The sequence below is a fragment of the Labilibaculum manganireducens genome, from assembly GCF_002843385.1.
GTDB classification, from domain to species: Bacteria; Bacteroidota; Bacteroidia; order Bacteroidales; family Marinifilaceae; genus Labilibaculum; species Labilibaculum manganireducens.
Genome location: NZ_MVDE01000015.1, coordinates 49,338 through 68,184, shown reverse-complemented (window position 1 = coordinate 68,184; position 18,847 = coordinate 49,338). Strand labels below are relative to the sequence as shown.

Sequence of the window (18,847 nt, the reverse complement as noted above, 5' to 3'; positions counted from 1 at the left end):
AGCTGTGAGAATACATCCTGACTTATTTTACGCGAAAATATTACTCTTTGGTGAGTACAGTGTTTTACTAAACTCGATGGGGTTAAGTATTCCTTATACCCATTTTAATGGAGAGCTAAATTTTATTGGTGATGATAAATATACCGATCGGAATTTTGCCAAACGATCCAATAGGGAATTGTTCAAATTTTTAAATTATCTGATTGATAATTCGGATAAATATGATTCTTTACTTGATTTGAGAACCTTTGAAAATGATATTAATAAAGGTTTGTATTTCGAATCGAGTATTCCGGAGAGCTACGGCTTGGGAAGTTCAGGAGCACTGTGTGCTTCTGTTTATAAGAAATATGGAATCAATCCGATTGGGAACAGTAAGAAGTTAAAAAATGGTGAAATTATTCAATTGAAGAATATTTTGGCTCAGTTGGAATCAGGTTTTCATGGTAAAAGTTCTGGTTTGGATCCTTTGAATTCTTATCTGAAAGTTCCTTTGTTAATTTACAATCAGAATGAAATTGAACAGGTAAGTTTGCCGGGGAAAAAATTTGGTGAAGACAGTGCGATCTTTTTAATTAATTCTCAGAAATCGGGAAATACAGAACCATTGGTTCGTTCATTTTTGAAGAATTGCGAGAACAAAGAGTTTCTTGCTTTAATGGAGCAGGAGTTAATTCCAATGAATGATCAGTGTATTCAGCAATTGGTGAATGGAAATGCAGATTCTTTTTTTACAGAGTTGGGTCAATTGTCAAAATTTCAATTGACTAATTTTAAGTCGATGATTCCAGAGAATTTCCTTGATTTATGGGCTGAAGGATTAAACTCGCAAAAATTTTGGCTGAAATTATGTGGATCCGGCGGTGGAGGCTATTTATTGGGTTTTACCAGAAATTATTCCACAACAAAAGGTCTTTTACTTGAAAAGGGATACGATATTGTGACAGTGTATGAGAATGAAAAATAGATTTCTGTTAAAGTTTGAAATGCATTAAAACGCTAATTCAACTTAAAAACTAGTTGCTGCAAATATTTATCGGGATGCTATAAGTTACCTGAGTTCCAGATTGATTTGGGTCGTTATTCTTTAAATCAGCAATTTCAAAGTTCATTTTTTTAGCTGATTTAAAATTATAAATTTTAACACGGTCAAGAGCTATAGATGTCGCTATGGATTTTTACTTTTAATATCATTACACCAAAATAATTACTTTTTTTAAATTAAAATACATATTTTTGATGATGTTTAACTAATAAATAATGAGAATGAAGAATTTTGAAGAATTATCAATGGAAGAATTAAGTGAAGTAAAAGGTGGGGAAATGAGAGAAGGTGGAAGAACTGTTGGTGCAGGACAAATTACTGAAATCATTGAGTAATTAGAATGAAATGAAAAAAAAGCCTGATCATTTGATCAGGCTTTTTTTTGTGCAAAATGTTTCACTTTGAAATATCTTAGTGGTTAACAATACCATTTCGCTCCGCCGAACCACAAAGCTACAAACACTTAAGACCTTTTTAGGTATTCTAGTAAGGCTTGTTTTTTTATTTGTAGAAACCGTATTAATTCTGAATACTTAAAGGGATTGTGTAACAAACTTGAGTACCGTGAGAATTTTGATCAAGATGGTTAAGATCTATTATTTCGAAATGCATTTTTTTAGATGATTTAAAATTGTAAATCTTAACACGGTCAAGAGCTATTGACGTAGCGATGGATTTATGATTTTTATCCTGTCTGTTCCTTTTGGCTTCGTCAATACCAATTCCATTGTCTTTAATTTGAAACCGAAGCAAATCCAAATTCTTGTTTAGTGATATCTTCACTTGTATCTGAGCATTAGGATTGGTTCTCAACATACCATGAATTAAGGCATTTTCTACAAATGGCTGAGCCAGCATTGGTGGAACAAGTACCTGATCCTGATCAATATTTTTATCAATTTCAAATTCATAGTTTATTTCATTTTCAAACCGTAGTTTTTGCAAACCAATATAATCTTTTAAAGTTTCGAGTTCTGTTCTGAGTGATACAAATTCTTCTCTGGAGTTTTCCAGTATCCCTCTTACCAAACTTGCTAATCGGGAAAGGTAATTATTGGCCTCTTCATTCTTTTTATCGAGTATAAAACTCTGAATTGCTGTTAATGAATTGAATAAAAAATGAGGATTCATTTGAGTTAACAGAACTTTTTGGCGCAAATCCATAATTTTATGATCTGCCCGTAATCGGTTAATTCGCAGGGAGACCACAATGGCAACAGCACCCAATATCAGCACAATCATTAGAATAATGATCCATGCATTTTTCTTGCCTAATTCAAGGTTCTGAATTTGACTTTTCTGCTGCAATAATTCCAGCTCTTTTTGATTTTTTTCGATTTCATATGCTGTTGAAAGTTCAGCAAAACGATTTGTTGTTTGAATATCGTTCAGAGAGTCAGATATCTGAATCATTTCATTCTGATGAAGATAGGCTTTCTTGTAATTTCCGGTTTTTCGATAGACTGTAGTTAAGGATTCGAGTATCTCCGCTCTCCATTTGAGCATACTATTCGTTACTGCAATTTTATCTGCTTCAAGTAGGTACTTTTCTGCTAATGTGTACTTTTTCTGGTCAATTGAAATTCTGGCAAGTTCTAGTTTAGCACTAACCATTCCGTCTTTATCTCCTATTTTTATTCTAATATTTTCTGCTCTTTGTACATAAATAATGGCAGAATCCAGCTTGGCTTGTGAATGAAGTAAGAAGCCGATGTTAAAAAGCAATTTTGATTCAAATAAAATATTCCCAATTTTCGAATTCTCGTGTAAAGATTTGTTGTAGTAACCGAGACTTGTTGCGAATTCTTTCCTGGTCTCAGAGACAGCGCCTAAATTGCAATAGGCATTTGCGATTTCTTTCGTTTTCTTAAATTTCTTAAAATTGCGGAGGGCGTATTGATAATAGGTTTCAGCCTTATTAAATTCATTTGTTTCAAAATATAAATTCCCAAGATTGTTGAAAACACTACCCAGACCTTCTTCATAATTGGCTTCTTTATATATTTTCAGATTATTAAGATAATACTCTAAAGCCTTGTCATATTTACCTTGTTTTCTGTAAAGTAAGCCTATATTACCAAGCACTTTACCGATATCAACCTTTGAGTTGATCGCTTCGAACTGAGGAATTGATTTTTCGTAATAAACGAAAGCTGAATCATATGTGCCGGCATAGTAATGGTTAATCCCTTGTGTTTTATACGATTTTGAAAGTAGATTGGGATCCTGACTTTCCTCTGACAATAATATGGCTTTTTGGCAAACCACTATACTTTGTTCAGAAGATACATTACGCAAATAAGCAGATGAATCCAGATAGTGAAGTATTTGCAGTGTGACTGAATTTTCAGCTTGATGATCAGGACCAACAAATTTATCGGAATAGGCTGAAGAACTAAAACAGATCAATATAAAAATCAGAGTCGTATGCAATAGCTTCATAATTATGAATTTGTAGTGACGGGAATCAATAGTTTAGATTGATTTCATTCTTGTACAAAATAAAGAAATTGTTTCAATAATTTGTACTAAAGATTTATTAATCTTAATCAAAGTCGAATGTATAGAGGGTTAGGAGTAGACTCTTAAATAATTACTTTAAGTTGTAGAGAAGAAAAAAAGCCTGATCTTTCGATCAAGCTTTTCAATATAATGAGATACGTATGTAATTACAAGTTGTAGGTGATTCCAATTCCTGGTAAAAAACCAGTGTTTTTGTAAGCTCCTGTGAAACTACCACTTGGGTCGGTACCGGTGGTTTTCTCACCTTCGATGTACAATAAAGAAGCATCAAGGCTTAATTTATCGGTCAGCATGTAAGAGAAACCTGCTGAGATACCAATTTTATTAGCTCCTGGAGTTTCTGGTGTGTAAAACTTTTTGTTTGTAGGAGTTTCATCATAATAGAAACCGGCACGAATGTCTAATTTTTCATTGGCAGAATACTGTGCTCCAATTCTGTAGGTCTGGGTGTTACTCCAGTTTCGTTTACTTTCAGAGTCGGTTAAAGCGGGAGTATTTGTTTCGAAATCAAAATCCAGAGATTTGTATTTATCCCACTGTACGAAATTTACATCAGCCGAAACTAACCATTTCTCGTCAATTTTGTAAGCTAAACCAATATTAAAACTAGCAGGTAGTGGAAGAGTTGCAGCAACACCTCCGTCTGGGAAAGCAGGAGCTACAGCAGGATTTGCAATAGTGAAATCAACATCACCTTCGCTGTAGTCTAATTCTATATCAACTTGTGAACGATAGGAAAGACCAATATTTAATTTTTCTGTTGGTTGAAGGAAGACACCTAAGTTATATCCATATTTAATAGTGTTCCCTGATAGATTTACATTGTCTGTTGCTCCCCCCGTTGGTAAAGCTTTGTTTAAACTAAATTCACCATAAACAATATTTAGTCCGGCTCCAACACTAATCCAATCAGCAAGTTGGTAGGATACGGTAGGCTGAATATAAATTGCTTTCAATTCAATGTCTTGAATCAAATATTTTCCAGACCATGTTTTACCCCAATCTACCTTATTTCCAAAAGGAGTATAAACACCCAAACCAATTGCAAGTTTTTTATTTACTTTCATCGATCCATACAAATAGAATGGAGTTCCTGTTGGGTTATCTGTTTTTTCTTTCCCTAAAGCGCCTGTGAACTCAGTTTTAATTATGGTTGCAAACCCTCCTACGGAGAAACTATATTTTTGATCTAGTGCAGCTAAAGCTCCTGGATTCCATTGCATACTACTTGCATCAAAATTTAATGCAGTACCCACATGCCCCATACCAGTTTGCTTATTCCCTTGAACGTTAACAGCGTAACCTTCAGCCTTTACATTAACAGCCATAACAATTATCGCAATGGCTAAACATATTTTTCTTATCATAAGTAGATGATTAATTAATTCGTGGGAAATATAATCCAAATTATAGGTATTGCAAGTAAAATATCAAAACACCGAGAGAATAAATCTTGTGTATCCCTTTGAAAATGGCATGTATAGATGTATCTAAATTTATAAGTAAGATGCATGGTTTTGCTTCTTGTATTAGTTTTTATTAAATTATTAATACTTTTAGCCTGAATAATAATTCCTTATTCAATTATATGAGCGTTAAGCTGAATAAAAAAAACGGAGGAGATTTTGTTTATCAAAGTTTTAAGGAAGGCTACAAAAGCGTTACGCCCTCTTTAATTAACCGTTCGTTTGAATGGAACGACAAACAAATAAATATACTTTTAGAGTCTGCCATGCTTGAATTGGGGGAGCTAAATGCCTATTCTAAATTTTTCCCCGGAATCGATAATCATATTCCTTTATTTATAGCTCAGGAAGTTATTGCATCAAATTTAATTGAGGGAAATAAAAGTGACCTGTATCAAGCTTTCGTTCCTGATGTTTCTCAATCGTTTAAAAGTCAGTATGCACAAAAAGAGATAGCAAATCATATTAAGGCGATACATTGGGGAGTAAATGAACTGCAAAAGTTTCCATTGTCAGTTCGTTTGGTGAAAGAGGCGCATAAAATCCTGTGTTCCGATCTTCCTTCCAAAGAAGAATTTGGGGGAAAGTTAAGATCGTTTTTTCATGCTCATGAAAATCCTTTTGAAGAGGAGTCGAATTATTCGCCACCCAATAAACATGAATTGAAAATATTAATTAATGATGGTAAAAAATTCTGGAGAAATGACGATTTGGAATTACCACAACTCATTAAAATGGCTATTTCTTTGTATCAATTTGAAAATATTCTGCCTTTTTTGGATGGAAATGGAAGAACTGCCCGTATTTTAATTTTGTTTGAGATTATAAGCTTAAAATTTGTGGCCCGTCCAATTTTCTGTCTATCCATTTTCTTTGAAAAGAATCGTTTGGAATATTACCACCGTTTGAATCTAATACGTTCAAAAAATGATATTGAGCAATGGATTAAATTTGTACTTACCGGAGTAAAGGAAACAGCTTTGCATAGTAAGAATCTTCTGGGAAATGTTGAAGGTCTTACTAAGTATTACGAGTCAATTATTGAAGAAAAAATGAGTAAAAAAAGAAAGCAATCTGCTAAACAGTTGCTTTCAGAGTTTTATTCGAACCCATTTATGTCTGTTAGTGATGTGAAGGAAAAATTGCAATTGAGTTTTCAATCGGCAAACTTACTGGTAAAAGAGTTTGAAACACATAACATTCTTAAAGAGTATGCCGGTGCCCGCAGAAACAGGGTTTTCTATTTGTGGGAATATCTAAATTTGTTTGAGTTGTAGTAAATATAGATGATATAAAAAAAAGCTTGATTCAAATGTGAATCAAGCTCTTTTTATGTTTGTGAAGCTCCTATTTACCTAAAACTTCTTTCATTTTCTTACCAATATCCGCAGGAGATTTCACAACATGAATTCCGGCGGCAGCCAAGGCTTTCATTTTTTCATCAGCAGTTCCTTTGCCACCGGCAATAATAGCGCCGGCATGACCCATTCGTTTGCCTGGAGGCGCAGTTTGACCTGCGATAAATGCAACAACCGGCTTGTCTACATGTTTTGCGATGTAAGCAGCAGCATCTTCTTCATCCGATCCGCCAATTTCGCCAATTAAAACAATGGCTTCGGTTTTAGGATCTTCATTTAAAAGCTTTACTGCATCAATGTGCTTGGTTCCTATAATTGGATCGCCGCCAATACCAATAGCTGTTGATTGACCCAATCCGGCTTCGCACAACTGATGAACTGCTTCGTAGGTTAACGTTCCTGAACGGGAAATAATACCAATTGTACCTGGTTTGTGAATAAATCCCGGCATGATTCCGATTTTAGCTTCACCCGGTGTGATAACTCCCGGACAGTTGGGGCCAATCAATGTTGTTTTTGGGTATTTTTTAAGATACTCATGAACTTTTAGCATATCCATGGTAGGAATGCCTTCGGTAATACAAACAACTAAAGAAACCCCTGCTTCTGCAGCCTCCATAATTGCATCGGCTGCAAATGGTGGCGGAACAAAAATTACAGATGCATTTGCACCGGTTTTTGCTACAGCACCTCTCATGGTGTTGTGAATCGGAATTTTATCCATGAAGAGCTGACCGCCTTTGCCAGGAGTAACACCGGCAACTACATTTGTTCCGTATTCTATCATTTGCTGGGTATGGAAAGCCCCTTCGGAACCAGTGATTCCCTGAACCACCAGTTTAGTATTTTTATTAACTAATACACTCATTATGCTTCAATTGTTTTAAGGGTGGCTACTACTTTTTCGGCCGCATCTTTCAATTCTGTGGCTGCAATAATATTCATTCCTGATTCTTCCAAAAGCTTTTTACCTTCTTCAGCATTGGTTCCCTGCAGGCGAACCACAATTGGCACTTTCGTATCGATATTTTTAATGGCTTCAATAACTCCTTTTGCAACGCGGTCACAACGAACAATTCCACCAAAAATATTTATCAGAACCGCTTTAACGCTGCCATCCGAAAGAATTATTCTAAAACCTTTCTCAACAGTTTCAGCCGAAGCCCCTCCTCCAACATCAAGAAAGTTAGCCGGTTCACCACCTGTTAGTTTGATAATATCCATGGTTCCCATTGCCAGTCCTGCGCCGTTTACCATACATCCAATATTTCCATCCAGTTTAATGTAATTTAAGCCTGATCTGCCTGCTTCTATTTCCAAAGGCTCCTCTTCATCTAAATCGCGAAGAGCAGTAATGTCTTTATGACGATACAATGCATTATCATCAAAATTAGCTTTTGCATCCAAGGCAATTACATAACCTTCTTTGGTTACTACCAATGGGTTGATTTCAAAAATTGAAGCATCAGTACCTACATATGCGTTGTAAAGAGCCATCAGGAATTTAACCCCATTTTTAAAAGCATCTCCGGTTAAGCCGAGAGAAAATGCCATTTGTCTGGCTTGAAATGCTTGTAAACCGACAGCGGTATCAACGGCAACTTTTACAATTTTCTCAGGAGTTTCTTCTGCAACTTTTTCGATTTCCATTCCCCCTTCGGTTGATACCATAAAGGTAACTTTTGAGGTCGCACGATCCATTACAATTCCGGCATACAACTCACGATCAATATTCGAAGCGGCTTCTATTAAAACTTTCTTCACCAAATTTCCTTCCGGACCAGTTTGGTGAGTTATTAGAGTCATCCCCAAAATATCGTTTGCGTAACGAGTTACATCCTGAGCGGTAGGTGCAAATTTAACACCTCCGCCTTTTCCTCTTCCACCTGCGTGGATTTGGGCTTTTACAACTACGGGCAGACCAATTTCGGCAGCTGCTTTTTCAGCTTCCTGAACCGAAAAAGCAATCTTGCTTTCGGGAACAGGTACACCAAACGACCGTAAAATTTCCTTTGCTTGATATTCGTGAATCTTCATTATTACTAATTTTTTGTTAGGCTTGGAAAAGACCTGCTATTGATCTGTGTTTATTGTTTTAATTGGTTTTGAACAAGTAAGCAAGTCGGTAGCTATTAATTATAAATGGTTAATTTTTTGACGAACCTAAATATATAAATATCTGCATGAAATAAAAAGTACATTTACTGTAAATTTAAAAGAGTTTTGAATCTTTTTGTTTTCTGAATTTTTGAAGTACCGGGAATGGTTGAAAATTAGCTAAACTAAGTTGAGAACAGAAAAACATGTAAAAACTTCCATTTATCGAATAAAATGAAGATTCTCCCGATAAAATGAGGGAAGAGACTCTCATATTTAGTAATTTCAAACTCAAAGCAAAAAATCCAGAGATGTGGCCAATGATGGTAAATATTTTATTAGGTTAATTATTTGTTTTAATTTTAATCAGAAATTTAAAAGCACAGAAAAATGAGCACATATTATAACAAGGTAAAAGATTACCTGTTGAATTTAGAATTCAATATTATTAAAGAAGATAAGACAGAAGAGCTGTTTGTGGTTGAAAATCCGGAAGGTGGAATTGCAAATCTGATTGTTGATTGTGAAGACCCGATTTTGGTTGTTGAAGGTGTATTGTTTGAGCTGACAGATGATAACCCCGAAATTTATAAGGCTTTACTGAAAAAGAACAGAGAAATTATTCATGGTGCATTTGTTCTCGACGGGTCAGGAAAAAAAGTTCTTTTTAGAGATACTCTTCAGTTAGAGAATTTAGATCAGAATGAATTAGAGGCAACACTTAACTCATTGGAAATGTTATTAAGTGAGTACTCAGAAGAGATTATTTCATATTCAAAATTGTAACCTAATAAATCAATATACAAATGGGAGTTTTTAGTAGATTATTCAATGTGGGTAAAGCAGAAGCCCATGCCGCTATAGATAAATTAGAAGATCCAATTAAGATGACCGAACAGGGAATCAGAGATCTGAAAAATGACTTGGATAAGAGTTTACAGGCTTTAGCAGAGGTTAAGGCAATGGCAATTCGCAGCAAGAGAGAATTAAATGAGCAAAAATCAGTAGCTAAAAATTACGAGCAAAAAGCAATATTATTATTGCAAAAGGCCGAAAGAGGTGAGCTTGAAATGTCGGAAGCAGAACGTTTGGCAACCGAAGCTTTAGCGAAAAAAGAAGATGCTGTTTCTACGGTAGCAAGATCTCAGGAAGAAGTTGTTAAATTTGATGCCAGCATTAGTCAGTTGGATACGAATGTGAAGAAGTTAAAATCGACCATTACGCGTTATGAGAATGAGTTGAAGACTTTAAAAGCCCGTGCCCGCGTCAGTCAGGCTACTCAAAAAATTAACAAGCAGCTTTCCGGAATTGATAGTTCGGGAACAGTCGGAATGTTGGAGAAAATGAAAGATAAAGTGGCGCAGCAAGAGGCAATGGCCGAAGCATACGGTGACATAGCTTTTGAGAACCGTAGTTTGGATGATGAAATTGATGCAACTTTAAACGAAAGTAATGTGAAAGCATCCAATGCGTTGGAAGAGTTGAAAGCGAAAATGAAGAATAAAGAATAGCTGTTTTTACAAATTTGAACGAAATTAAAAATGGGATTTACCGATTTTTTTAAAAGGAAACAGCCGAAATATGACACTACCAATATCCGGGTTACCGATCTGGATGTTGGTTTTGTTTTTGAATATGATCTGTCGAGCTGGGAAGTGCAGGCGAGTTATGAGTATGATTGGGGCGATAATTATTTCTCTAAAGAATATAAAATTAATAATGGCAGTAAAACACTTTTCCTTTCTGTAGAAGATGATGATGAAATAAGCCTGTCGGTTTGCGATAAGATTAAAGTTCGTGAATTGGGTGAGAAGGTACTTGCAGATTTATTATCAGATCAGAAACCTCCAACGACCTTAACCTACAAGGATAAGAAATATTTCCTTGATCAGGAATCACCGGGTTACTTTAATGATAAAGCCCGTGGAGAGGATTGGGTGGAATTTATTTCATGGGATTTTGTTGATGAATCCGGAGAATATATTGTTACCATTGAGCAATGGGACGAAAAAGAATTCGAAGCTTCGGCTGGTAAGGCAATTAAGGAATTCGAAATATCTAATATTTTACCTAAATAAGTTAGTAAGAGTTATTAATGAAAAGCATCTGACTTTCATCGATAACTCTTAACTCGTAATTATAAACTACAATTTATGAACACAGTAACTAAAGTAATCATTGGGATTATTGTAGTGTTTTTTATAGCAAAGACTTGTGGACGATCAGGATCTTCCTCCTCTTCTTCAGTTGCTGAAACATGGCAAAAATCTCCCGTTGATAATTTGATTAAGGAGTTGAATAATGAACAGAACTTCTCGATAATTCTATTCGATATGGATGCTAATGAAGGTTCTGACAATTACCGTCATCAATATCAGGTGATTATTCAGCGTCCGGACACGGTAGTAGAACAAAAAACCACTTGGAAAAATGTGAGTGAGCCGTTCTTTTCTCAGAATTTGAATAATATGGGAATGGAAATTGCGTCTAAAAAAGATGGGGTCGTGACCAAGCAGGCTGTACCTGCAGGATACAATCATTACGTTGGAAATGAGAAATACGGACGATGGGAAAATCGGGGAGGATCTTCTTTCTGGGCGTTCTACGGACAATATGCTTTCATGTCGCACATGTTCAATATGGGATCGTACCGACGTTCTTACTGGGATGATTATCGTGGTGGCGGATATTATGGAAGTTCAAGAGGATATTACGGCCCTCGCGGAAGCAGTCCTGTTTATGGAACAAAATCCTATACCTCTTCCGGTTCGGGAAGCAGCAGTAAGTGGGGAAGCAAACCTTCCACATTTAAGGATAAGGTTCGAAGTAGAGTAAGTCGTTCTTCAAGTTCAAGCAGTGCAAGATCATCAAGCAAAACAACAAGAAGTTCATCAAGATACCGCACAAGTTCAACACGTTCCCGCAGCGGTGGATTTGGAAAATAATTTTTGGTCGGGTAATTAGTACATAGTCTTTAGCCAAGAGGTTATATTTCTATTTACTAACTACTAATTACTAATGTACTAAAACAAGTATTTATGATATCATTATCAGAAATTTCGTTTATTGTTTATGATGCTGTGGTTTATATCATGGCAGCATTTGTCATTTTCCTAATCGGAAAATTTATTTATCAATTGCTTCATCCATCCTTTAAAGTGAAAGAGGAGTTGGTGAAGAAAGATAACTTTGCCTTTGCCATTTCTCATGTTGGATACTATATCGGCTTATTGTTTTCAATAGGAAGTGCAATTGTAGGACCATCAAATGGTTTGGTAAATGATGTGATTGACATTGCCGTTTACGGTTTATTGGCCATTGTGCTTTTGAATATCTCCATATTTTTATCTGATTATTTAATACTTAGAAAATTTTCAGTTCGGAAGGAGATTATTGAGGATCAGAATGCTGGAACCGGCGTTGTAGAAGGAGCAGTTTCGGTAGCATCAGGTTTAATTATTTTTGGAGCAGTTTCGGGCGAGAGCGATGGACTTTTGTTTGGAGTTCTTACGGCCGTTGTTTTTTGGGCATTTGGTCAAATTGCTTTAATTGTAACCACACGTATTTACAATTGGATTACTCCATACAATTTGCACGAGCACATCGAAAAGGATAATGTTGCTGTTGGAATTGGTTTTGCCGGAGCTATCATTGCTATTGGAAATTTAATTCGTTTTGGATTAACAGGAGATTTTGAAGGTTGGTTGCCAAGCTTTGCCGAAGCTGGTTTTGAGCTTATTGTGGGAATTATTCTATTGCCGGTTATGCGTTTAATCACAGATAAGATATTGCTGCCGGGCGAACGGTTAACCGATGAAATTATCAATCAGGAAAAACCCAATGTTGGAGCTGCCCTGATTGAAGCATTTGCTTATATCGGTGGATCCGTTTTAATCACATGGTGCTTGTAGTTAATTACGAATTATAAATGCTGAATTGTGAATTAAAGATCGCGAGTTGGATATTGCCGTTTTTTGCATTCCAACTCATAATTAATAATTCTTAATTCATAATTAAAATGAAGTGTTCAAGAATAAATCAACATTATTAAAAGCGGCAATTTTTGCTACAGGATTTTCAGGTGTGGTGGCGGAGTATATTTTGTCCACTTTGGCTCAGTATTTCTTGGGTAATTCTGTTTTTCACTGGGTGATGATTATCTCACTCATGTTATTCTCAATGGGTTTGGGCAGTCGAATTACTAAGAATTTTGAGACCCGTTTATTGAAACGTTTTCTGATCTTGGAATTTGCGTTATCGTTCATCGTTTCGTTTGCTGCTTTATTGGTTTATACGGCTTCTGCATATACTCAATCCATAGGAATTCTTATTTATAGTCTGGCAATTTGTATTGGATTGTTGATTGGAATGGAAATTCCTTTGGTGATCCGTATTAACGATGATTACGAGAAATTAAGGTTCAATATTTCGAATATTTTAGAGAACGACTATTATGGAAGTCTGCTTGGAGGTATCTTTTTTGCCTTTATCGGATTGCCGGTGTTTGGGTTGATTTATACTCCTTTTATTCTTGGGTTTGTAAATTTCTCTGTCTCGATTGTGGTGTTGATTTTTCTTTGTGATCTTTTGAAATCCTCAGAAAGGAAAGCCTTGATTGTCTTAGGCACATTTGTCATGATTTCGCTGACAACCGGAATTTTTGTTACTGATCCTATCATTAAATATGGCGAGCAGCAAAAATATTCCGACAAGGTGATTTTTACGGAGCAAACTAAATATCAGCGTATTGTAATTACGAAATGGAAGAATGATTACTGGCTGTACCTAAATGGTAACGAGCAGTTATGTACGCGTGATGAATTGATGTATCATGAGCCTTTAGTGCATCCGGCCATGACATTGCATCCAAATCCGGTTAACGTATTGGTATTAGGTGGTGGCGATGGTTGTGCGGTTCGGGAAATTTTAAAATATCCCAAGGTTGAGAAGATCACCTTAGTTGATTTGGATCCGGCCATGACCAAATTGGGAAAGACGAATCCGATCTTGACCGAATTGAACCAAAACTCGCTGAATAATGCAAAGGTTGAGGTATTGAATGATGATGGTTACAAATATTTGCTGTCGAATGATGATTATTACGATGTAATAATTATTGATTTACCAGACCCGAGAGGAGTAGAACTGGGACGTTTGTATTCGCATGAATTTTATAAACTTTGTTACCGTCATTTACGTCCGGGAGGTGTTATTGTAACTCAGGCTGGTAGTCCTTATTTTGCAACGCAGGCATTCACGTGTATTTTAGAGACAATGAAAAGTGCAGGTTTCGAAACAGTTCCAATGCACAATCAGGTGATAACTTTAGGCGAATGGGGATGGAGTTTAGGGGTAAAACAGCCTGCTGATACCAATGTGAAAAAGCAATTGCAAAATCTCGAGTTTCATATACCAACACGTTGGATCAATAAGGAAGCTATGACCTTGATTACATCTTTTGGAAAGGATATTTATCCTTGGGAAAAAGACAGTGTTTATATCAATAGAATTCATGAACCTGTGCTGTATAAGTATTATTTAAAAGGCAATTGGGATCTTTATTAAAATAGGTGTAGTCTTGTAGCATGCTGCAAGATATTTGAACCGATTCATCATCATAAATCAGCGTCTAAAATTAGTGTCGAATGAAGACGAAAACAAAAATATTAGCAGCAAAAATTCACAATCTTCGATTTTGGGTTTCGGAATGTGAACCTAAGGTTTTGCAAGCTCAGTTCCAAGATTATTTGGAGCAGGTTGGCTTTGTGATTTTGAATTTTACAGATCATCATTTTCCGGTTCAGGGATATACTGCTTTTTGGTTGCTGGCTGAATCACACTTAGCTATTCATACTTTTCCGGATAAAGGATGGGCGTATGTTGAGTTGAGTAGTTGTAATCAAAAAAAATCAGAAGATTTCGAAAGTCTGGTAAATGAAGGTGAGCTGAGCGTGAAATGGAACGGTGATGGTGTAGAGATTTGTGTACCTGAATAAGTAGAATCACATGAAGAAAAGGCTAAGTATTTTTATTGCATTTTTAATATACGTAATTGCCATATTGGGAATTAAATATTTTGAGGGGCAATCGCCCGATTCCAATATCAAGACAGTTGGAGATGCTTTTTGGTACGCTATTGTAACTCTTACAACGGTGGGATACGGTGATTTTTATCCGGTAACATTTGCGGGTAAAATTATTGGCTTACTTGTGATTATTGGAAGTTTGGGAATATTGGGATTTGTTATTGGTGAAGTAACTGTTAGATTTAATCAGTATATGGAAAAGAAAAAAAGTGGTTTCTGGGGAAGTGATTTTGATAATCATTACATCATTATTGGCTGGAACGAATTTGGACAAAAAGTAGCCAGTCAAATTATTCTGGCAGGACAAAAGGTAGCTTTTGTAACCAATAATAAAGCTGATCTGGATTTAATTGCTGATGTATATCCTTCTAAAAATACATTTAGTCTTTTTGCTGATTACTCCAATGTTGAAGCTTTAAGCAAAGTGAATGTTGAGTGTTCAAAACGAATATTTGTGAATTTCGATGACGATTCGGAAACTTTGGTTTTTGTGATCAATTTAAAGAAAAGATACCCTGAGGCAAATGTTGTTGTTACTTGTTTAAACCCTAGTTTGAGGGAAACTTTTGTGAATGCAGGTATTGTTCATGTAATTGCACAGAGCGAAGTTGCTTCAAAATTAGTTGCATCTTACTTGTTCGAACCATATGTAGCTACCTATACCGAAGATTTAATTTCTACCAGTGTTGCTGACGAAGATTCGGACATTCAGCAGTATATAATTACAGAAGAATGCTATTTTTCCGGTGAGGAATATATGGATGCTTTCATGAAACTGAAGCTGGATTACAACGCAATTTTGATTGGGATGGTGAAGGAGGGCAGATTAATGAAGAATCCGCCAAAGGGAACAATGATTGCAGCGGGTGATTACCTGATTCTAATCTCAAGCGGACAAAGCAAGAAAAATCTGGAAGATTTCTTTGGTGTGAAGGAGGGTGAATAAAGCTGAATTATTCAGGATTATAACCAACATCATCAGGAAGATTTGGCACTTGGGAAGCCATAACCGCTAACTGGTCGGCACGTTCGTTTCCCGGAATGTTAGCGTGACCTTTGATCCAAACAAATTTCACATTGTGTTTTTTGTAAACTTCCAGGAATCTCATCCATAAATCTGCATTTTTTTTTCCTTTAAAGCGCTTTTGAACCCAACCAAAAACCCACTTTTTCTCTACAGAATCAACCACGTATTTCGAGTCTGAGTAAATCGTAACATCACATCCGGGTGTTTTTAATGCTTCCAGTCCAACAATAACAGCCATCAGTTCCATTCTGTTGTTTGTGGTAAGTTTAAATCCCTGATTTAAATCTTTTCGATGCTTTCCCGAAATTAAAACTACACCATATCCACCCGGTCCGGGGTTTCCACTTGCAGCTCCATCAGTATACATGGTTATTTTAGTCGACATATTATTGGTTTGCGGTTTTCAAATCAAAAGTAAGAAAAAATGAGATGCAGAAAGGATGTATAAGAAAATTGGCTGCGGAATTTGTTCCTGATTTTTTCAAGTTGTAAGCAACTCAAATTATTTTGTAAATGGTGTAAGATGATTTTGGATAAGGAAAAGAGATTTCAGGTACCGGTACAAATCAATTGGTGTATGCTTACTTACTATTTTCGCTCTGCTTACTGCAACTTTTTGCATTGCTTACCGCAACTTTTTGCGGTAGTGTTCGCAATTTATTGCGATAAGCAGGCAAGAACTGACTATAAATTTGGATATTTTAATTTCTCCTTTGTACCCTTTAAAATCATTAAAAAAAGGATGTCCGAAAATTCGAACATCCTTGTTAATCTATTTTGATATGATTTTAAAATTATCATGTAAGTCAATCTAATTACTCACATTTAAAATTTCAGTACTATTTATTTCACAATAGTCATTTCGTCAATTAGATTTTGAGCACCGGCAAACTTATCAATAATGAAAAGTGTGTAACGAATGTCAAGATTGATACATCTTTGCAGATTTTCTTCAAAATCGATATCACCTGACATGGCCTCAGAGTTGCCGTCAAAAGCAGTTCCTATTAACTCACCGTTTCCGTTAATTACAGGAGAGCCTGAGTTACCTCCGGTAATGTCACTGTTGGTTAAGAAACAAACAGGTAAGTTGCCGTTTTTATCGGCATACTGACCAAAGTCTTTTTTATTGTACAGCTCTTTTAGTTTAGCAGGAACAACAAACTCATCATTTGCAGGATCTTCTTTTTCCATTACTCCTTTAAGAGTTGTGAAATGTTTATAGTAAACACCATCTTTTGGAGTGTATCCACCAACATTTCCGTAAGTTAAACGGATAGATGAATTTGCATCCGGAGCCAGATTTTTCTTTTTATTGATTTGCATTAAACCATCAACAAACAGGCGTTTCCCTTTTTGCAGTTGATCAGATCCTTTTGATAATTCAGTTCTAATCTCTTTGTATTTAGCAATGATTGAGTTACCTATTTTGAAAGCAATATCATTTTCAAGAGTTTCCAGTTTTGGATCATCAAGAAATTTATTGAAACTTTCAGATGTTGCAAAAATGGAGTTTGAATAAACGTCAGAAGCTAATTTGTTAAAGTCGTTGTTGTATTCTTCGCTAAAAGTTTTGAATATCTCAGGCTGTTGATCTGCCGGAATATTCTCTGCGTACATTTTGTACATGCCGGCCATTAGTTTTTGATCGGTTGGAGCATTGTAATCTTTATAGAAACCTTCAGCGGCTTGACGGTAACCAGTAATTGCCTTCTCAATTGCCGTTGTATCCGGAGTTTCAGCCTCAAGTAACGATTTTAGACCTCCTAGCTGAATCGCAAAAACCGGCATTTCCGCACCGCTTAGCAAAGCTTCTCTTAAGTACGAACTGGCATTCATTACTTCTTTACGTTCTGCATAAACCTGAGCAATCATTTCAAGAGCTTTTCCATATTTAGCTTCTCTTTTTGATTTTTTATTTGCCCATTCAAGATATTCCTTTTCAATTTCTTTTTTGTGCCCCATTGTATTCAACTTTGTAAGAGCTTTGTTTTGCTCGTTTGAATATTTCCAATAGTTTGCACTCTGAGCATGTTTGGCCGCATATTGAATACGAACTTTTGCATCTTTAAGCATATCTTCCTTCATAATATCCAATTTTAAAGTACGGATATCGTAACGGTTTTGGTTGGTGATTTTCATTGTCTCTTCCAAACCAAAAGAGGTAAGATAGCGGTCAGTAGTTCCAGGGAATCCCATAATCATTGCAAAATCCTGTTCTTCTACACCTTTGGCAGAAACAGGAAGGTGATGATTTGGTTTTAATGGAATGTTATTATCCGAGTAATCAGCAGGTTTTCCATCAGCTCCTGTATAGATTCTGAACATAGAAAAATCAGCAGTGTGTCGCGGCCACATCCAGTTGTCTGTATCGCCGCCAAATTTACCCATTGATTGTGGAGGAGCTCCAACTAAGCGAACATCTTTATAAATTACATATACGAAAAGGAAATATTGGTTTCCTTCAAACATGCTTTTAACATTCGCTTTGTAATCTGTTCCTTCTTCAGCTTTTTTCTCCAATTCTACGGCAACTTTTTCAATCGCTTTGTAGCGCTCTTCCTCAGTCATTTCGTCATTCACTACCGAAAGAACTTCTTTCGATACATCTTCCATGCGAACTAATATAGAGGCTGTAACACCTGGATTGGTGAGCTCTTCATTTTTATCGTAAGCCCAAAATCCATCTGAAAGATAATCATGTTCTGTTGTAGAGTGTGATTGAAGAGCACTGAATCCACAGTGATGATTTGTAAGAAATAAACCTTGATCAGAAATAATTTCACCAGTACAGAAATGACGGAATGGTCTTCCTTCAAATCCTAAACCCACAATCGCATCTTTTAAACAACTTTTATTGATGCTGTAAATATCATCGGCAGATAATTTTAAACCTTTTGCCTTCATTTCGGCAACGTTCTTATTTAATAAAGATAAAAGCCACATGCCTTCATCTGCTTTTGCATTGGAAAAGCTAAGTAGTAAGCTTAATCCCAAAATTAATGATGCAAATTTTCTCATTTGATTTACTTTAAATTTTTAATATAACCGAACCGGTTTTTGGTCAACCAGAATGGTTATCAGTTGTTATAAGTATTTAGTCGAATAGCAAAGTTAATATTAATATACAATTACATTTTTCTTCGAAAAGTGCTAAAAAGCGCATAAAAAAACAATCAACTATTAATCAGTGTGTTGTATTTTTGTTGGATCATGAAAATTAGATGAACCCTGTATTTTTCTCG

General features: G+C 35.8%; 17 protein-coding genes. 11 read left to right on the top strand and 6 right to left on the bottom strand.

Annotated features, from left to right (window positions below; translation table 11 throughout):
- Positions 1–4: 4 nt before the first annotated feature.
- Positions 5–967 carry a GHMP family kinase ATP-binding protein gene (locus BZG01_RS11285; protein ID WP_143470887.1) on the top strand — a complete coding sequence of 321 codons (963 nt, stop codon included), beginning with the start codon at positions 5–7 and terminating at the stop codon, positions 965–967.
- 293 nt (positions 968–1,260) lie between these two features.
- Positions 1,261–1,380 (top strand): ComC/BlpC family leader-containing pheromone/bacteriocin, encoded by a 120-nt coding sequence (locus BZG01_RS21395; RefSeq protein WP_143470886.1) that lies wholly within the window; start codon positions 1,261–1,263, stop codon positions 1,378–1,380.
- A gap of 184 nt (positions 1,381–1,564) precedes the next feature.
- Here BZG01_RS21395 and BZG01_RS11280 read toward each other — a convergent pair whose 3' ends face one another.
- Together BZG01_RS11280 and BZG01_RS11275 are read right to left on the bottom strand one after the other, a co-directional pair.
- Positions 1,565–3,487, bottom strand: coding sequence for a tetratricopeptide repeat-containing sensor histidine kinase (locus BZG01_RS11280; RefSeq protein WP_101309943.1), 1,923 nt, complete (start codon positions 3,485–3,487; stop codon positions 1,565–1,567).
- A 227-nt stretch (positions 3,488–3,714) separates the two neighbouring features.
- Complete coding sequence (locus BZG01_RS11275; protein WP_101309942.1) at positions 3,715–4,935, bottom strand: OmpP1/FadL family transporter; 1,221 nt, start codon at positions 4,933–4,935, stop codon at positions 3,715–3,717.
- Between the two features lie 221 nt (positions 4,936–5,156).
- Between BZG01_RS11275 and BZG01_RS11270 the strand changes: the two genes are divergently transcribed.
- A complete protein-coding gene (locus tag BZG01_RS11270; protein WP_101309941.1) occupies positions 5,157–6,311 on the top strand; it encodes a Fic family protein in 1,155 nt (384 codons plus the stop codon).
- A 70-nt stretch (positions 6,312–6,381) separates the two neighbouring features.
- Here the strand turns inward: BZG01_RS11270 and sucD are convergent, their stop codons facing one another.
- On the bottom strand, positions 6,382–7,260 hold the full coding sequence (sucD, locus tag BZG01_RS11265) for a succinate--CoA ligase subunit alpha (protein ID WP_101309940.1): 879 nt from the start codon (positions 7,258–7,260) through the stop codon (positions 6,382–6,384).
- A complete protein-coding gene (sucC, locus tag BZG01_RS11260) occupies positions 7,260–8,429 on the bottom strand; it encodes an ADP-forming succinate--CoA ligase subunit beta (protein WP_101309939.1) in 1,170 nt (389 codons plus the stop codon). The genes sucD and sucC overlap by 1 nt, the downstream gene beginning before the upstream one ends.
- A gap of 450 nt (positions 8,430–8,879) precedes the next feature.
- Between sucC and BZG01_RS11255 the strand changes: the two genes are divergently transcribed.
- From BZG01_RS11255 to BZG01_RS11220, 8 genes are all read left to right on the top strand, one after another.
- The gene (locus BZG01_RS11255; RefSeq protein WP_101309938.1) at positions 8,880–9,275 is read left to right on the top strand and encodes a YbjN domain-containing protein; all 396 of its coding nucleotides are present in this window, start codon (positions 8,880–8,882) and stop codon (positions 9,273–9,275) included.
- Between the two features lie 20 nt (positions 9,276–9,295).
- Positions 9,296–10,000 carry a PspA/IM30 family protein gene (locus tag BZG01_RS11250; protein ID WP_101309937.1) on the top strand — a complete coding sequence of 235 codons (705 nt, stop codon included), beginning with the start codon at positions 9,296–9,298 and terminating at the stop codon, positions 9,998–10,000.
- 30 nt (positions 10,001–10,030) lie between these two features.
- Positions 10,031–10,567, top strand: coding sequence for a DUF4178 domain-containing protein (locus BZG01_RS11245; RefSeq protein WP_101309936.1), 537 nt, complete (start codon positions 10,031–10,033; stop codon positions 10,565–10,567).
- A 75-nt stretch (positions 10,568–10,642) separates the two neighbouring features.
- Positions 10,643–11,434: a hypothetical protein gene (locus tag BZG01_RS11240; RefSeq protein WP_101309935.1), complete on the top strand. Its 792-nt coding sequence runs from the start codon at positions 10,643–10,645 to the stop codon at positions 11,432–11,434.
- A 93-nt stretch (positions 11,435–11,527) separates the two neighbouring features.
- The gene (locus tag BZG01_RS11235; RefSeq protein ID WP_101309934.1) at positions 11,528–12,400 is read left to right on the top strand and encodes a DUF350 domain-containing protein; all 873 of its coding nucleotides are present in this window, start codon (positions 11,528–11,530) and stop codon (positions 12,398–12,400) included.
- Between the two features lie 112 nt (positions 12,401–12,512).
- On the top strand, positions 12,513–14,054 hold the full coding sequence (locus BZG01_RS11230; RefSeq protein WP_101309933.1) for a polyamine aminopropyltransferase: 1,542 nt from the start codon (positions 12,513–12,515) through the stop codon (positions 14,052–14,054).
- An 80-nt stretch (positions 14,055–14,134) separates the two neighbouring features.
- On the top strand, positions 14,135–14,485 hold the full coding sequence (locus BZG01_RS11225) for an S-adenosylmethionine decarboxylase family protein (protein ID WP_101309932.1): 351 nt from the start codon (positions 14,135–14,137) through the stop codon (positions 14,483–14,485).
- 10 nt (positions 14,486–14,495) lie between these two features.
- On the top strand, positions 14,496–15,521 hold the full coding sequence (locus BZG01_RS11220; protein ID WP_101309931.1) for a potassium channel family protein: 1,026 nt from the start codon (positions 14,496–14,498) through the stop codon (positions 15,519–15,521).
- Between the two features lie 7 nt (positions 15,522–15,528).
- Here BZG01_RS11220 and rnhA read toward each other — a convergent pair whose 3' ends face one another.
- Both rnhA and BZG01_RS11205 read right to left on the bottom strand, forming a co-directional pair.
- Positions 15,529–15,987 carry a ribonuclease HI gene (gene rnhA / locus BZG01_RS11215; protein ID WP_101309930.1) on the bottom strand — a complete coding sequence of 153 codons (459 nt, stop codon included), beginning with the start codon at positions 15,985–15,987 and terminating at the stop codon, positions 15,529–15,531.
- 458 nt (positions 15,988–16,445) lie between these two features.
- The gene (locus BZG01_RS11205; protein WP_101309928.1) at positions 16,446–18,623 is read right to left on the bottom strand and encodes a S46 family peptidase; all 2,178 of its coding nucleotides are present in this window, start codon (positions 18,621–18,623) and stop codon (positions 16,446–16,448) included.
- Positions 18,624–18,847: the final 224 nt, after the last annotated feature.

Excerpts from the sequence above, each read along its gene's own strand:
- BZG01_RS21395 (WP_143470886.1), top strand. The coding sequence starts at position 1,261 with ATGAGAATGAAGAATTTTGAAGAATTATCAATGGAAGAATTAAGTGAA.
- BZG01_RS11280 (WP_101309943.1), bottom strand. The coding sequence starts at position 3,487 with ATGAAGCTATTGCATACGACTCTGATTTTTATATTGATCTGTTTTAGT.
- BZG01_RS11275 (WP_101309942.1), bottom strand. The coding sequence starts at position 4,935 with ATGATAAGAAAAATATGTTTAGCCATTGCGATAATTGTTATGGCTGTT.
- BZG01_RS11270 (WP_101309941.1), top strand. The coding sequence starts at position 5,157 with ATGAGCGTTAAGCTGAATAAAAAAAACGGAGGAGATTTTGTTTATCAA.
- sucD (WP_101309940.1), bottom strand. The coding sequence starts at position 7,260 with ATGAGTGTATTAGTTAATAAAAATACTAAACTGGTGGTTCAGGGAATC.
- sucC (WP_101309939.1), bottom strand. The coding sequence starts at position 8,429 with ATGAAGATTCACGAATATCAAGCAAAGGAAATTTTACGGTCGTTTGGT.
- BZG01_RS11255 (WP_101309938.1), top strand. The coding sequence starts at position 8,880 with ATGAGCACATATTATAACAAGGTAAAAGATTACCTGTTGAATTTAGAA.
- BZG01_RS11250 (WP_101309937.1), top strand. The coding sequence starts at position 9,296 with ATGGGAGTTTTTAGTAGATTATTCAATGTGGGTAAAGCAGAAGCCCAT.
- BZG01_RS11245 (WP_101309936.1), top strand. The coding sequence starts at position 10,031 with ATGGGATTTACCGATTTTTTTAAAAGGAAACAGCCGAAATATGACACT.
- BZG01_RS11240 (WP_101309935.1), top strand. The coding sequence starts at position 10,643 with ATGAACACAGTAACTAAAGTAATCATTGGGATTATTGTAGTGTTTTTT.
- BZG01_RS11235 (WP_101309934.1), top strand. The coding sequence starts at position 11,528 with ATGATATCATTATCAGAAATTTCGTTTATTGTTTATGATGCTGTGGTT.
- BZG01_RS11225 (WP_101309932.1), top strand. The coding sequence starts at position 14,135 with ATGAAGACGAAAACAAAAATATTAGCAGCAAAAATTCACAATCTTCGA.
- BZG01_RS11220 (WP_101309931.1), top strand. The coding sequence starts at position 14,496 with ATGAAGAAAAGGCTAAGTATTTTTATTGCATTTTTAATATACGTAATT.
- rnhA (WP_101309930.1), bottom strand. The coding sequence starts at position 15,987 with ATGTCGACTAAAATAACCATGTATACTGATGGAGCTGCAAGTGGAAAC.
- BZG01_RS11205 (WP_101309928.1), bottom strand. The coding sequence starts at position 18,623 with ATGAGAAAATTTGCATCATTAATTTTGGGATTAAGCTTACTACTTAGC.